Genomic DNA, 16729 nt, shown 5'->3' with positions numbered 1-16729 from the left:
CTGTTGCAATTGGAGAACAACAACAGACCATGTATTGGCGATTGTCAATAAGAACGAAGGAGCATAAGTTTATCATTGACCAAAAAAAAGTACTTCTAGGGTGATGAAAAAAGGTAATTTATCTTACCTTTAGGCTGATTTATAAGGTCTCGGGGCTGGGTTTTGTTTAAAAACCTAAATCTTGGATTCCTTGAAAATCGACGACGACCTTTGTATTATTGTTAATAACCAGGCTGTTACGTTTAGTGATGGCGGGTTATTTGGATGTTGACCATATAACTTTTTTATAACAAATTGTAATCTTATGCGACAAGCGTTAACTAAAATTAGTGTTAACATGAATTTTGGCAGGCATCTGTCTTTATTTATGTTACTACTTGCACTTCCTCTTTGGGTAGCCGCCCAGGGAACTTGTGCTACTGCAATTCCCCTTACTCCCGGTATTCCTCAGTCGGGGAACACTGCTACAGGTGGGGATAACTACGACAACAATGTATGTTTAGGCAACTATGATGGTGGAGACGACTACTTGTTTGTCTATACTGCTACTGTTGCCGACGACGGACAGTTCATGGATTTAACCATGACCTCTCCAGGAACTTGGACGGGTATCTCTATCTCTTCTGCTTGTCCTGATGTGGCAGTAGCTGCTGATTGTTTAGGAGCTAGTACCTCTTCAGGTGGAAATGAATCTATTACGGGTGCTGGGCCTTTGGTGTCAGGAACCACTTATTATATTCATATTTCTACTTTTCCTGCTCCTCAGTCGGTAACTTTCACATTGAGTACTGCCATTGTAGGTCCTCCGCCTATGGCAGATATTACTCACCCTGTGGGTGGTGCTACAGTCACTCTTACGGCAGGTGTTGACTTTGCAGATGGAGCTACTTACGCTGATGCTGGAGATTTTGCTTCAAATTATCCTGATAGCCAAAGTGGTACTTTGATCTTATGTCCAACGGACATTACTCAAGCTATTTCTGTTACCTATAATTCTTTTAACTTAGAGAACTGTTGTGATGAATACTTTGTCGACGGTGTAGATCTAAGTGAACCATTAGAAACTGGTGCGATTACTACCGTACAGGGAGCTTATGGTGAATGTCTGACTATTTTGTTTACTCCAGACGGAAGCGTAAATGCTTCTGGTTGGGATGCGATTATTAATATCGTCGACAACCCTGCATGTGTAAACGATACGGAAGGACCAATGATTCCTGCATGTAATGATCTCGTATTCCCAATTGAGGATGGTCAAACCATTACGATTACGCCTGGTGATGTTTTTGCCGGTGACGGCTTAGCGGCTGTCTTGGCTAATTTTGATCAGGAAGCAGGCGCACTTCTCGGATTGGTACCTGATGCTTTTTCTTTTACTGATGGTGTTACTGGAACATCCATTGGAGACGGTGGAAGCGACATGTATGATACCGGAAATCAACTTAATACTGATCTTGCGACTTTAATCCCTTATTCTGACGGTGTAGTTACTACAACTGCTGCCGTAGGTGCGGCTGGAGAGTACTTTACGCGTAAGCAGACTGGACTATTCCTTTTCGCTGCTGACCTCGACATGGTAGACGAGTTCTTTATCAGCGGTAATTTGGGTGCTGATGGCGGCGGCTCTACGAGTGCTGCATCTCTTAGCTACACAGATGCTGATGGTAATGCATATACAGGCTTTGTGAAGCGTGTGTTCGGTACGGGCGATGCGTCAGTTAATCATTTAATCATCGTTCCTGATGGTGCAGGTGCTACTCAGACAGTTCCCGCTACTACGGATTTTGATGACCATTCCGTCAGTGGATTGGCGGCTGATCAGCGTATCTACTACCTATTATTTGCTACTGAAAACGGAGCAGGTAACGGAACGGAAGTAAGCAATACCGAAGTTCAAGCCATCATGGACTACTTTATCGATAATGTAGTTAATGGGCAGGCTTTTGTAGTTACTGATAACTGTGCTTTCGATGGTGACATTACCTTTTCTCAAACTGATTTCACAATCAATGACACTGGTGTAAATACGGTAACAGTAACCGTTACGGATATTAATGGTAATTCAACCACTTGTGACTTCACGGTGACGATCGAATCATTGTCTGTGAATTGTGTTACTAGCATTGATGTTCAGCTTGATGCAGATGGAAATGCTAGCATCGATATTGCCGATCTAGATGATGGTAGTGTTGGTGTTGTAACATTCTCTGCTTCTCAGCTTGATTTCGACTGTACCGATGGTGATCAAGTCATCGTAACACTGACAGGTACTGGTGCTGGAGGGACTTCGGCAAGCTGTGATGTGACTGTTAACATAGATGATGCTAATGTACCCTTCGACTTCGGTTGTATTGGTGACCTTAACGTTACCTTAGTTGCAAACTGTAGTGCTACGATCACTCCTGAAATGGTACTTACAGGCCAATATGCATGTGCTGATGACTTTAATATCATGGTAGACGACCTGAACACCGACGTAATCACTGGTTGTGGTCCTCATACCTACATGATCGAAGTGATCGAAGATGGGGCAATCGTTTATACTTGTTGGGGGGATATCTTCGCTGAAGATAAGACCAATCCAATTATCACTTGTCCTGCTAATGCAAGTTCTGTAACACTGGATTATGCTGCTTACGAAGCGAGTGGTAACCTCAATGCTGGTGATGCAACCTTGAACTTCAACAATTTCAGCTGTTTGAACCAGGGCTTCCTGGCTGACGGTGTGCATAACTATGACGTAGTAACTTTCACTACGCCAGATTTTGCTATTCCTGTTGACGTATACACGATCCTGATGGAGTCTACTTGGGGAGATGGAAGCATGTTCCTTTTCCAAGGCGGCTTTGATCCTGCAGCACCCTGTGAGAACCTCATCGGTTCTTCTGATGATGCGTTTGTACCTGGTGGAAATGTTTTCGATCCAGCACTGCGTATGAGCTTGCCACTACAGCCCAATACGAGCTATACACTGGTATTGACCAACTGGTTGACGACTCAGTTCGGTGATTGGAAAGTAAACATCTATTCTGATAACAATACGGGTATATCAGGTGCAGCGTTTACCCCTTTAATGGTCACTGATACGCGTGATTTGATTTGTGATGACATTGATGGCATCCGTTTCACTTTCCCACAAAACTATATTGCTAGTGCAGCTGGTGTATTGGATTTCACTGCTACACGTAACACCTTCTTCGGAGGTAGCACTGCAGCCTTGAATGCATTCATCGCAAAAGTTAATATCACTGGTTTCCCTGTAGTTGGTGACAACTGTGGCCCGGTAAAAGTTACCTTGTCTGATGCAGTAAGCTCTGCTGGTGATTGTGGTGATGTTACCTTGACACGTACCTTTACGGTATCAGATCGTTACGACGGTGCTTGTATTGGTGCTCCACGCACAGCTACTTGTGCTCAAATACTTACTTTCCGTAAGCCAACGATTGGTGATATTGTGTTCCCTCCATTTGTAGCTCCTTTGGAGTGTGACGAAAACTTTGCACTTGATGCAAACGGCAATCCTCACCCTTCTGCTTCTGGTTTCCCATGGATTCGCACAGCATTAGGTTTCCATGATCTTGATCAAGGCTACTGTAACATCGGAGCTTCTTACTCTGATGAGCCACGTATCGTGGTGTGTGAAGGTACTTACAAGCTGCGTCGTCAGTGGAACATCATCGATTGGTGTAACCCAGGCGGATCTGGTACCTTGAACCAATTGATCAAAGTATTTGATGCTACTGGTCCAGTAATTTCTGGTATCCCTGCTATTATCAACGTATCTACCTCACCATTCAGCTGTTTGGCGAACGTAGCGATTCCATGTCCTACCCTTACCGACGGTAATGGATGTTCAAGCGTAGCTGGTACGACTTACACCGTACTTGCTTTCGGCGAATCATTCTTCGCTGGTGGTGATTTGTGTGACGGTGATGTAGTATCAGCACCAATTGGTGAGCACATCCTGATCATCTGTGCCGAAGATGCTTGTGGTAACGAAACTTGTGAAGAATACACGGTAGTGGTTACCGACGACATCGAGCCTACAGCTTCTTGTAACGACGAGTTGAACGTATCCATCGGTGGTGGTGATATAGCCAACGGTATCGAAGGTATCGCTCGCCTCTTCGCTGCGGACGTGGACGAAGGTTCTAACGACAACTGTGGGGAAGTAACGGTAGAAGTACGCCGTAACTACTGGCGTAACGAAACTTGTGATGCAAGTGCTAACCGCTGGAGCCCATGGGGTCCTTATGTAGACTTCTACTGCTGTGATATCGACAACGAAATCACGATCGAACTACGTGTAACGGACGAAGCTGGCAACCAGAACATTTGCTGGCAGGTTGTTACTCCTGAAGATAAATTGAACCCATTCTGCTACGCACCAGCACCAGTAACATTGACTTGTTCTGATCTGCCATTGGCTTTCCCTGGTGATATTGCTACGGCTTACGACGAAGACTTTGCTGCTACTTCTACCATGATGAGCGCGATCTTCGGCGGTGCTACCGGTACAGACAACTGTGCGGTGGATACCATCGTAGAGCGTACGCCAAACATCCAGGTTAACGATTGTGGTTGGGGATCAATCACCCGCCGTTTCGAAGCTTGGCAGTTGCGCCCAGAGGGCGATGCTAACGGCAACGGAGCTATCGACATCAACGAAGTATACCGTTCAACGAACAGCTGTAGCCAGCTGATCACCATTACGGAACGTCATGACTTCACGATCGACTTCCCAGAAGATGCTGACGCTGATTGTGGCGATCCTGATGTACCAACAATCATTACTACTGCAGTAGGTTGTGATGTATTGAGCGTAAACATTGGTGAGCCAGTGATCTTCTCTGCTACGGGTGATGAGTGCTACAAGTTCTCGATCACTTACGATGTAATCAACTGGTGTGTATGGGATGGTGAGTACGAAGGTTTAGTACTTCCTCGCATAACGGAAGACGACGGTGAGGCACTGCCTGTAGACCGTGCGGTAGAAGGCAACGAGCGCCCAGTAGTACGGGTAGTGAGTGGCTTCGGACCAGTAGACAACAACTGTGATAACGAAGTTGATCCTCAACCCGGTATCCAGTACAGCGTAGTGATCGATCGCCGCCACAATGACCGTGACGGAGATTCTGACATCGCTGATGTGATCTATGACAACATCCCAGGCAACACTCCTGGTTGTATTCCTGCCGACCAGTTTGGTCGTCGCAACTACGGTCGCTACATCTACACGCAATTTGTGAAAGTGTACGACTCTACCGCACCAGTGGTAGCAGTGGGAGAGTACGGTGGCCCAACGGCTAACTGCCCTAACCTGCTTCCTGGCCAGTTTGGTGATGATGATGGTAACTGTGAAGAAGCAGTAAGCATTCCGTTCAGTGTATCTGACGAGTGTGAATTGTTTGACGGAGCAGGTAACCTGGTGGTAAGCATCGTATCTGCTGAGCTTGATGCTTTCGCCGTAGACGCTAACGGCGACGGCGACATCAAGTCGAACGAATTCGTAGCAGACCAGAACGTACTATCCTTGATCACTGACAATGGTGACGGCACTTACGTATTCGCAGGTACTTTCCCAATCATTACCAACGCGATGGGAGACAATGTCTACCACGCAGTACGCGTATTGTTTGAGGACGGTTGTGGTAACCAGACCAGCGAGACCATCGTCTTCGATGTGATCGACTGTAAAGGACCAGCACCAGTATGTATCAACGGCTTGACCGTGACCCTGATGCCTCAGGAAGATGGTGGTTGTGCGATGGCGATCTGGGCTTCTGACTTCGAAGGTTCACCAATCAGTGACTGTACTGGTCAAGGACCAGAACTGTTCGGTGGTCTACCTCGCGTGACGAAGTACGCTATCTACCGTGCAGCAGATGTAGAAGCTGATCCTAACTTCGTACCAAGCCCAGATGATACTGGATTGGTATTGACGCAGGACGATGATGCATCAACCGTAGTTTACGTATACGCCTTCGACGAAGATGGCAACTACGACTACTGTGAGACCTATGTACTGGTACAGCAGCACGTTGACTGTGGCGCTGGAACAGGCACCCTGTCAGGTGTGATCGCTACAGAATATAACGAAACGATTGAAGGTGTGGAAGTAAGTGTGAATGGTGGTGCTGTAATGAGCATGACTACAAATACAGACGGTACTTACAGCTTTGATCTTGAGCTAGGAGGTGACTACTCTATCACTCCATATTTGAACGCTAACCCACTGAATGGTGTGTCTACGTTTGACTTGGTATTGATGAGCAAGCACGTTCTTGGAGTACAGGTTCTTGATAGCCCTTACAAGCGCATTGCTGCGGACATCAACCGTTCTGGAAGTATTACGACGCTTGATATGATCCAGTTGCGTAAGTTGATCTTGAACATTGATACGCAGTTTGCTAACAACACGAGCTGGCGCTTTGTGGATGCTGCTTACGAGTTCCCTGTACCTACCAACCCATGGCACGAAGCGTTCCCTGAGTTGATCAATGAGAACAACTTCTCCGCTGACATCCTTGATGCTAACTTCGTAGGCGTGAAGATTGGTGACGTAAACGGTAACGCTCAAGCCAATGCTTTGGCGGGGGATGATCGTACGTTGAACGGTCAGTTCAACTTCGAAGTAGAGAACGTAAGCGTGAAAGCTGGTAACGTGTACACGGTAGCATTCCGTGGTGCTGACATGGCATCGGTAGAAGGCTTCCAAGGTACGCTGAACCTGAACGGAGCAGCGTTGGTAGACATCGAGTACGGTGTAGCTACAGCTGAGAACTTCGGTATGCGTTACGCTGCTGAAGGTCAGATCACTACTTCTTGGAACGGTAAAGCTACTTCTGAGGACGTATTATTCAGCCTGGTGATCCGCCCAACAGTGGATGCTGAGTTGAGTGACGTAATCAACGTATCTAGCCGTTACACTGCTGCTGAAGCATACGGAAATGGTAACACCATGAACGTAGGAGTGAGCTTCTCTAACGGAGAGGTTGTTGCTGCAGGTTTCGAAATGTTCCAAAACACGCCTAACCCATTCGCGGTAGAAACTTTGATCGGTTTCAACTTACCACAGGATGCGGAAGTAACGTTGACTATCAACGATGCTAGCGGTCGTGTTTTGACAATACTTCGTGGTGATTACGCTGCTGGATACAACACCATCAATGTTGCTAAGAGCCAAATTCAAGGTGCTACTGGTGTACTGAGCTACACCATTACTGCTGGAGAATTTACGGCTACAAAGACAATGGTTGCTGTTAAGTAATGAAATTTGATTAGAACCCTTGCGAAAGCAAGGGTTCTATGACAATACATAACGCAAGAGAGGCGCTTCCTGCAAAGGAAGCGCCTCTCTCTGTTTATTGGGCTTGGTATTCTAGAATAACTTCCATAAAGGCGTCTCCATACAACTGGAGTTTACGATCACCGACACCAGAAACGGCTTTCAACTCTTCGTCATTGACTGGCTTAGTAGCAGCCATTTCTTCAAGGGTGGCATCGGAAAAAATGATGTAGGGAGGAACGCCTTTTTCCTGGGCCAGTTTACGACGAAGCTGGCGTAGTAATTCAAAGAGTTCATCGCGTACCCTTTCAGCTGTGGTTTTCTTTTTGACTTGTTCTTTTTCTTGCGCTTTACGTTCTTTCAAGGTAGCTGGACGAACGAGTTGGACGGTTTCTTTTTCAAAAAGTACTCTCTGGCTAGCAGGAGTCAGCCGGAGAACACCGTACTGGTCATAAGCAATATCAAGGTAACCGAGGTTAATGAGTTGAGAAAGGTAGTTTTGCCAGGTAAAAGTTGGAATGTCACGGCCTGCTCCAAAAGTTTTTATCTGGTCATAGCCTCGGTCGCGAATATCTTTACGACGAGAACCGCGCAGGACATCAACGAGTAAGCCCAGCCCTACCTGTTCGCGAAGGCGGTATACCGCTGAAAGTGCTTTTTGAGCTATTTGGGTACCATCAAATGCTTGGGGAGGATTGCTGCAAATATCGCAGTTGCCACAATTTTCTTTATGATCTTCGTTGAAATAGTTGAGCAAGATGCGCCGCCGACAAGCCATGCTTTCGGCGTACTGTTTCATACGGTCGAGTTTAGCGAGTTGTACTTCAAGGTTCTCGCTCTCGTTTTTTTGGAGGATCTCCGTTAGCATCATGACATCCTGATAGCTGTAGAAAAGCATGGTTGCAGCGGGGGCACCATCACGGCCTGCCCGACCAATCTCTTGGTAATAGTTTTCCAGGTTTTTGGGGAGGTTAAAATGGATCACCCAGCGGACGTTGCTCTTATCGATGCCCATGCCGAAAGCAATGGTTGCACAAATAATGGGTACTTCGTCTTTGAGAAACTCATCTTGTACCTTGGAGCGTTCTGTGGACTCTAGTCCAGCATGGTAGGCTTTGGCATTGAAACCTGCTCTCTGTAAGTCCTCCGCTATTTTTTCAGTGCTTTTTCTACTCAAACAGTAAACGATACCACTTTCTTCAGGGCGCTGTTTGATGAATTGGATGATCTGTTCCTTGCGACGTTGCCCAGGCCGAACTTCCAGGCTCAGGTTGGGGCGATCAAATGAGGCCAAGGATATATTCGCTTCTATCAGTTGAAGTTGCTGAACAATATCGTCACGGGTAATCCGGTCGGCAGTAGCGGTAAGCGCAACCATTGGGATCTTAGGAAATTGCTGTTTTAGAAACCGAAGCCGGGTATATTCAGGACGAAAATCGTGTCCCCAGGAAGAAACACAGTGGGCCTCGTCGATGGCGAACAACGAAATAGGAGCGCGCTGGAGTAGAGGGAGGAAGTCAGCAGAGCAAACTTTCTCAGGAGATACGTATAGAAGATCCAGTTTGCCTTCAAAAAAATCGTTTTCAACCAGGCGTTGCTCAGTACCATCAAGGGAGCTGTTTAAAAAGGCTGCTTTGACACCATTGGCACGCAGGCCTTCGACTTGATCTTGCATTAGCGAAATAAGTGGAGAAACGACCAAGGCGGTACCAGGCATAGTGATAGCAGGAATCTGAAAACACATGGATTTACCACCACCCGTAGGCATGAGGACAAGATTATCCTTCTTTTCGTAGATAGATTGGATGATTTCCGCCTGCATGGGTCGAAATTCATCATAGCCGAAGTACTGCTTCAGGGCCTGTCGCGCGTGGTCTAAATTCATCCTGCTAATACTATTTAATCCTTAATTCACAATAATAAAACATTTTTGTGATAAATAAATATTTTACACCATTTTTGTTGAATTATCCTCCGGCAAATAGCCACGGCAAGATCCATTGGCTGAGCGCGGTAATTAGGGCGATAGCGATTAGGTTGAGCCAGAGACCAGCTTTGGCCATATCAGCAATACGGAGATGACCGCTAGCGAAAACAATAGCATTGGGTGGGGTGCTCATGGGGAGCATAAAAGCACAACTGGCGGCGATGGTGACGGGGATACAGAGGAGTAGTGGAGAGATATTCATCCCCAGTGCTACGGCACCTACGACGGGGAGGAAAACAGTTACGAGCGCTACGTTGGACATGATTTCGGTTAGGAAAAGGCTGACGGCAGTGAGGCCCAGGATAATCCAAAATCCGGTAACATTGGCATCAGAAAACTGGGCTCCGATAAGGTCGATAAGGCCAACAGCTTTGAGGGCATCGGCCAAGCTGAGACCACCTCCGAAAAGCAGAAGGATTCCCCAGGGAAGGCGCTGGGTGTCGGACCAATCCAGAAGGAATTGCTCTTTTTTCCAATTGACGGGAAAAAGAAAGAGCGCTACCGAGGCAAAGATGGCGATCATAGGGTCGGTAAGTTCGAGTAGACTATCCCCTTTCGATAAGCCTAAGAGCGTATTGATTTGGGTGCGAAAAATCCAGGCCAGTGCGGTGCAGGTAAAAACAATCAGGGTTCTTTTTTCTGCCAAAGTGATAGCACCGAGTGCCTTGAGCTGGGTGCGAATCAGCTGCTGTGCTCCGGCAAAAGAACCAAGGCCATTGCGAAAAATAAGGCGAGTGAGTAGGCCATAGGTGACAAGCAGGAGCACCAACGCAAAAGGAAACGCAAAGGCAATCCAGGTAGCAAAACTGATTTGGGTCTGGTAGGTACGTTCAATGAAACCAGCAAAAACCACATTGGGAGGTGTACCAACAATGGTTGCTGTACCTCCAATATTAGCGGCGTAGGCGATGCCAATCATCAGACTGACCGCAAATGCTCGGTTGCCCGCTGAGGAAGCGAGATCATTGTCTCTACCATCCCTCAGCAGGTCGATAACGGAGACACCAATTGGGAGCATCATGACCGTAGTGGCGGTATTGCTGATCCACATGCTTAAGAAGGCCGTAGCGAGCATGAATCCGAGAATAATACCGTTGGCATTGGTACCCGTAATACGAACGATATTGAGGGCAATACGGCGATGGAGTTCCCATTTCTCCATGGCGAGGGCCAACATGAATCCCCCCATAAAAAGGAAGACAATCGGACTAGCGTAGGGCGCTGCTGCTTCGTCCATTGTGTAAATCTGTAAAGCTGGTAGTAAAACCATGGGGAGGAGCGCTGTGACTGGAATGGGTACCGCTTCACTGATCCACCAGATGAGCATGAGGGCTGCAATAGCAAGTACGCGCCAAGCGGGTACGGGCAAACCAAAAGCGGTGCCACTGAGCAACATACCCACAAAAATGATAATACCTAAAAACAGACCGATCTTCTTCATAGGGGATGAAGTTAAGGAATACTATCTTAGCGGCAAATAGCAAAACCTAACCAAACTTTACCATGAAAATAGGAATTATTCGGGAAGGCAAAGTGCCCCCTGATACCAGAGTTCCTCTGGATCCCAAACAGTGCGCTTACTTGCGCTCGGAGTACGGATTAAATGTAGTAGTACAACCTTCGCCAATACGGATATTTAAAGATGAAGAATACGCTGCAGCCGGCGTGCCTCTTGAAGAATATTTGGGCGATTGCGACCTTTTGCTGGGCGTGAAAGAAGTGCCTAAGCACCAGTTGATACCAGGAAAGACCTATAGCTTCTTTTCACACACGCACAAGCAGCAGGTTTATAATCGCCCTTTATTGAAAGCTATTCTAGATCGCCATATTCATCTGATTGACTATGAGGTGATGACCGATAACATGGGCAGGAGAATCATTGCCTTTGGCTATTTTGCGGGCGTAGTAGGTGCCCATAATGGCTTCTGGACCTATGCCCAACGTACTGGAAGCTTTAAGTTGCCACGCATGAAAGATCTTTACGATTACGCCGCGGCGAAGAAGATCTATGCCGAGCTGGAACTGCCACCCATGAAGATCGTCCTTACTGGCACGGGGCGCGTATCTACGGGTGCTGCGCAGGTATTGGAAGACATGGGCATCCACCAGGTTTCACCACGCGATTTCCTGCGAGAGACTTATGATGAGCCTATTTACACCCAGCTGGTAGGGCGTGACTATCTAAAACATAAAGATGGAGCCCCTTTTGATAAGCTTCATTTTTACCAGCACCCTGAGCAATATGTTTCTGCCTTTCAGCCTTACGCACAGCAGGCGGATATGATGATCAATGGCATCTATTGGGATAATCGGGCTCCCGCTTTTTTTACCAAAGAAGAAATGGCTAGTCCCGACTTCAAAATTCAGGTGATCGCTGATGTGACCTGTGATATCGCTCCAGTGGCTTCCATTCCAGCTACCCTGAGAGCTTCTACCATTGCTGATCCGGTATTTGGCTACGACCCGCAAAAGGGCGAAGAAACAGCACCCTACCAGGAAGGAGTGATTGATATGATGACCATCGACAACCTGCCCAGTGAATTGCCTCGCGATGCTTCGACAGCTTTTGGGAAGATGTACATTGATCAGGTGATTCCACATATTTTAGCACCAAACAGTGCTATGATCGAGCGAGCTACCATTGCTCGCCACGGGCGCCTAGGACCTCAATTTGGGTACTTGATGGAGTTTGTAGAAGGGTAATCTCCGTAGGGTCGGGTTTTACACCCGGCCCGTGATGGAATTTGTAGAAGGATAATCTCCGTAGCTCCGTAGCGTTAGGTTTCAAACCCGACGCTACGGAGCTACGGAGAGAGATGGCCTTAAAGCGTTGCCAAGATATTTTCTTCTACCCGCTCTACGATATCGTCGGTATCAGCTCGTTGAAAAGCTTGCCCCGTAACTTGTTCGTAAAGCTCGATGTAGCGGTTGGAAACCAACTCAACGAAGGCATCAGGCATCTCAGGCATGGTTTGGCCATCTAGGCCTTGGAAACCATTTTCGATGAGCCATTCCCGTACGAATTCTTTGGAGAGGTGCTTTTGCTTTTCACCACGATCTAGGCGTTCCTGGTAGCCTTCGGCATAAAAGTAGCGGGAGCTATCGGGGGTATGAATTTCATCGATGAGATAAATTTTTCCGTCTTTTTTACCAAACTCGTACTTGGTATCAACCAGAATGAGCCCTTGCTTAGCCGCCATTTCAGTGCCACGCTGAAAGAGCGCACGGGTGTATTTTTCGAGTAGCAGGTAATCATTTTCCTCAATAATACCTTGAGCGATGATTTCCTCCCGGCTGATGTCTTCGTCGTGCCCTTCCTCGGCTTTGGTTGCCGGGGTGATGATGGGTTCAGGAAAAGGCTGGTTCTCTTTCATCCCTTCTGGGAGGGCCACGCCACAAAGCATTCTTTTGCCCGCACTGTATTCGCGCCAGGCATGGCCTACGAGGTAGCCACGGATGACCATTTCAACCCGATACGGATCGCAAGCGTGACCAATAGCTACGTTGGGATCCGGAGAAGAAATGAGCCAATTGGGGCAAATATCGCGCGTAGCTTCAAGGAAATGGATCGCCACCTGGTTGAGTACTTGTCCTTTGTAGGGTATGGCTCGGGGTAGAATGTGATCGAAGGCAGAAATACGATCAGAGGCGACCATGACAAGTAAGTCTTCGATGGTATAAACATCACGTACTTTTCCTTTGTAAAAGGCCGTCTGGCCAGGAAGTTCAAAGTGAGTAGCGGAAAGGGCTTGTGCTGGCATGATTGATTTCCTCTGGTTAGGGAACGAAGGTAGTAACTTTATTTTGGGCTGAAAATCTTACCTTTCAAAAAGTTTCCTATTATTCATCGAGTGAGGAGCCATTATCAATTAACTAAATACGGTTGTTTTATGAAATTTTCCTATTTTATTTTTTTTATAAGTTTTTGTTTATTAAGCAGTTGTGGTAATAAAACTACAGTTGGTAGTGAAGGGGGAAGCGCCTTAAGTGATAGCGAAGCAATGGCCGCAATTAATACGACTCCATCGGATACAGCCGGAGATGTCAACACAGAAAAAACAAGTGCTATGGGGGAAGAGCAGGCATTACAATCACGAAGTGCTGCTGTAGGAAATGGTTTCCCAATGGATCAGCGAGTAGCGTTTACCTCGGAGATGCTCAATGGCTTGTGTACCTCAAAGTACAGTTGTCTGGAGCAAGTGATCTACCCCTTGGGTTGGTCGGAGGATGGTAAGTTTGCCTACTTCATCGAAGAAGCCAATGAGGCCGTTTACAACTATACCCTCCATTTTATTATTCAAGATACAGAGACCGATAAGCAATTGGTCAAGGAAACCTTTAAAGCCAGCGAACAACCCAAGTACGAACCAGACGATACGGCTATTGACTTTGAAAGTGTATGGCCAAGCCGCAAAGACCGCTACAACCAGCTGCTTTCCGAACACAATATACGCGCGGGGAATGGCACCCAATTTTACGGTATGCCCTGGGTGGTCTCACAACGCCCATACCGTTTCAAGGCCATCAATAAGATGGCTCACAGTGACCTTTTTGACTTGGATTTTGTCTCAGAGCATCGTCTGGAGGCTAGCGAACAAGGCGGGGGTAAGAAAATTATTCTTAAACATACCTTTGGAAAATACGACCTGGCATTAGCCACCCAGGCTTTAGGTTATTTCCAAAGCCCCTTTGAAGACCGGGTTGCCGTAGTGGATGCCTATGAAAAACGGGGCTACGAAGGCCCACCCAATGTCTTGAAACTGATGGTGGTAGGCTGCGACCTTACCCAGTGGGGAAATTAGGCCCAATTTATTTGTTTAGGGAAAATTCGTACAGGGCAAATGCATGAATTTGTCCCAGCAGAACAACGCTAATAAAAATGTACCAAGAAAAACGCCGGAGGCGCAAAACGCGATCCCGACGAAAGGTCGGGAGAGCACCCCCGCGATCCCAAGCAATCGGTAGAGCACTTTCCACGAGTGAGCGTAGCGAATAAGTCCTACCGCGAATGCAATGAGCACCCCCGTGAGGAGCTGAAAGCGACGAACACTAGCGAGCGTCAGCGAGCACCCCAAACAAATCATAATCCGTAGCATCAGTGATGCGCACCTGGGCATAGTCACCCAGCCGGACGTATTGGTTTTTAGCCGAAACAAGCACTTCATTGTCCACTTCTGGAGAATCAAATTCGGTGCGGCCCACAAAATGCTCGCCTTCCTTCCTGTCAAAAAGTACTTTAAAAGTTTGGCCTACCTTTGCTTCGTTGTATTCCAGGGAGATAGCTTGTTGAATCTCCATCAGTCGATTGGCACGTTCGGCTTTGATCTCTGCGGGAACATCATCTTCTAACTCGTAGGCACGGGTATCTTCTTCGTGACTGTACTGGAAAACACCCAGTCGATCAAAGCGCATATCTTCCACAAAATCACAAAGCTCCTGAAACTCTTCCTCCGTCTCTCCCGGGAAACCAACCAGCATCGTAGTGCGTATGGCAATGCCAGGCACTCTTCGGCGTGCTTCGGCAATCAGTTCGCGGGTTTCAGCCTGCGTAATTTGGCGACGCATACGCTCCAATACGGTATCACTGGCATGCTGAAGAGGAATATCCAGGTAATTGCATACCTGTGGCAATTCCGCCATAGCGGTAAAAATATCCAGCGGGAACTTGCTAGGGTAGGCGTAGTGTAAGCGAATCCATTCAATTCCTTCTACGGCAGCCAGCGCGTGTAAAAGCTGAGGCAACTGGCGTTCTTTGTAAATATCAAGACCATAATAGGTCAGCTCTTGCGCGATGAGCATCAGTTCCTTGACCCCCATTCTAGCCAGGTTTTCTGCTTCTTTTACGAGTGCTTCTATGGTCTTGCTAACGTGTTTGCCCCGCATCAGTGGAATGGCACAAAAAGAACAGGTACGGTTACAGCCCTCGCTGATTTTGAGGTACGCAAAGTGCTGCGGAGTCGTCAGCACCCGCTCGCCGATGAGTTCGTGTTTGTAATCCGCATTCAGCTTGGCCAAAAGGCCGGGTAGCTCCAAAGTGCCAAAGTAGGCATCTACTTCCGGGATTTCTTTCTCTAGATCGTCCTTGTACCGTTGCGATAAGCAGCCCGTAACGTAAAGTTTATCAATCCCGCCTTCTCGCTTGACATCAGCGTATTGCAGGATCGTATTGACGGATTCTTCCTTTGCCAGATCAATAAAACCACAGGTGTTGACAATGATGATATTGGCGTCTTCTTCCTCGCTATCATGGACGACGTCGTAGTCATTGGCTTGCAATTGGGTAATCAGATCCTCAGAATCCACCAGGTTTTTTGAACACCCCAGGGTGATCACATTTACCTTATCTTGTCGTAACGTTTTTGTCTTCATCAGGCAGCCTCTATTTAAGCCTGCAAAGATAAGTCGATTATAATAGCTGTCGCAATATCTTGGCAATATTCCGCGCATCATCCACGCCACGGTGATGCGTACCCTCTAGAGGAAGTCCTGTTTTTTGCAAAGCAGCATCCATTCCTACGGGGTGGGGGAGGCGGTGCCGCAAAGCAAAGAGTGCTTTTACGTTCAGGTGTTGTGCGCTTAACGGAAAAGGAACACCCTCTCTGGCGCATTGCCCTTGGAGCTGGCTCATGTCGTAAGCGCCGTAGCTGGCCCAGGGATGACGATGGGCCTTATACTTTTCCTGCAGGTACCTGGAGGCTTCTCCGAAAGAAGGAGCAGTAGCTACCATTTCGGGAGTAATCGTAGTCAGTTCGGTACAAAATGCACTGACGGTGGAAGAGGTAGGTTTGACCAGTATTCCTTCATTTGCTACGATCTCTCCGCTTGCTACGTCTAGTACAGCCAAACCATATTCAATGATTTCATGCTGTTCGCCTTTGGGCGTTTTGCCCGACCAACAAGTGGCTTCCAGGTCGATAATGATGATTTTAGTGAAATCCAGTGCCATATTTTTATTCGTTTAAAAAAAATGATTGGGATAGAACCTTTCGAGAGAGGAATAAGTTTCCGTCGAGCTTTTTTTATAGTCCGTCAAGGCAGGATTTGTGGAAAGATGACGCCGCTATTTTGTCAACTCGCAAGGCGAAAAACGTAGGCAACGCAGCGCGTTGGCGAGGCTTTTTAACGTAGCGAGGTGGGAAAAGAGCAAGTTAGAATTCACAAATCCTGCCTTGGAGGACTATACTTTGGGCAGGCCCCCAGCCAGCGCACTGGCTGGGGCCGGGCTATCCGCTACTATGTGCTCGCTGTGCTGCGCGCATACCGCTACTATCCCTGCCTGATTAGGGCCGACCCCTAAGTTTGGGAATACTTACACGAAGCGTTTTTTTGATTGTTAATGTGAAAAGAAAATTTGGTTCAATGAAAAAAAGGAAATATTTTAGAAACAATATTTAACGCGCTCATCTTCATCAGATGGCCACTCCAACTTCTCTACTTAACTGATTTTTCCATCT

General features: G+C 47.3%; 8 protein-coding genes. 3 read left to right on the top strand and 5 right to left on the bottom strand.

Features of this window, described 5'->3' with window-relative positions; genetic code table 11:
• The first annotated feature begins 304 nt into the window (after positions 1-304).
• Positions 305-7270, top strand: a complete 6966-nt coding sequence (locus tag AB0L18_RS26770; RefSeq protein ID WP_367390391.1) for a hypothetical protein — start codon at positions 305-307, stop codon at positions 7268-7270.
• Positions 7271-7364: 94 nt separating this feature from the next.
• Here the strand turns inward: AB0L18_RS26770 and recQ are convergent, their stop codons facing one another.
• On the bottom strand, positions 7365-9173 hold the full coding sequence (gene recQ / locus AB0L18_RS26765; RefSeq protein WP_367390390.1) for a DNA helicase RecQ: 1809 nt from the start codon (positions 9171-9173) through the stop codon (positions 7365-7367).
• Positions 9174-9255: 82 nt separating this feature from the next.
• Positions 9256-10716 (bottom strand): DASS family sodium-coupled anion symporter, encoded by a 1461-nt coding sequence (locus AB0L18_RS26760; RefSeq protein ID WP_367390389.1) that lies wholly within the window; start codon positions 10714-10716, stop codon positions 9256-9258.
• Between the two features lie 62 nt (positions 10717-10778).
• Between AB0L18_RS26760 and AB0L18_RS26755 the strand changes: the two genes are divergently transcribed.
• Positions 10779-11978: an NAD(P)-dependent oxidoreductase gene (locus tag AB0L18_RS26755; protein WP_367390388.1), complete on the top strand. Its 1200-nt coding sequence runs from the start codon at positions 10779-10781 to the stop codon at positions 11976-11978.
• Positions 11979-12097: 119 nt separating this feature from the next.
• Here the strand turns inward: AB0L18_RS26755 and AB0L18_RS26750 are convergent, their stop codons facing one another.
• A complete protein-coding gene (locus AB0L18_RS26750; RefSeq protein WP_367390387.1) occupies positions 12098-13036 on the bottom strand; it encodes a phosphoribosylaminoimidazolesuccinocarboxamide synthase in 939 nt (312 codons plus the stop codon).
• Positions 13037-13276: 240 nt separating this feature from the next.
• Between AB0L18_RS26750 and AB0L18_RS26745 the strand changes: the two genes are divergently transcribed.
• A complete protein-coding gene (locus AB0L18_RS26745; RefSeq protein WP_367390386.1) occupies positions 13277-14077 on the top strand; it encodes a hypothetical protein in 801 nt (266 codons plus the stop codon).
• Positions 14078-14324: 247 nt separating this feature from the next.
• Here AB0L18_RS26745 and rimO read toward each other — a convergent pair whose 3' ends face one another.
• Both rimO and AB0L18_RS26735 read right to left on the bottom strand, forming a co-directional pair.
• The gene (gene rimO / locus AB0L18_RS26740) at positions 14325-15644 is read right to left on the bottom strand and encodes a 30S ribosomal protein S12 methylthiotransferase RimO (protein ID WP_367390385.1); all 1320 of its coding nucleotides are present in this window, start codon (positions 15642-15644) and stop codon (positions 14325-14327) included.
• Between the two features lie 37 nt (positions 15645-15681).
• Positions 15682-16221, bottom strand: coding sequence for an exonuclease domain-containing protein (locus AB0L18_RS26735; protein ID WP_367390384.1), 540 nt, complete (start codon positions 16219-16221; stop codon positions 15682-15684).
• Positions 16222-16729 lie beyond the last annotated feature (508 nt).

The organism is Lewinella sp. LCG006, from assembly GCF_040784935.1.
Classification (GTDB): domain Bacteria; phylum Bacteroidota; class Bacteroidia; order Chitinophagales; family Saprospiraceae; genus Lewinella.
Note: the sequence above shows the minus strand (reverse complement) of the source record. Positions and strands in the feature narration are given on the sequence as shown.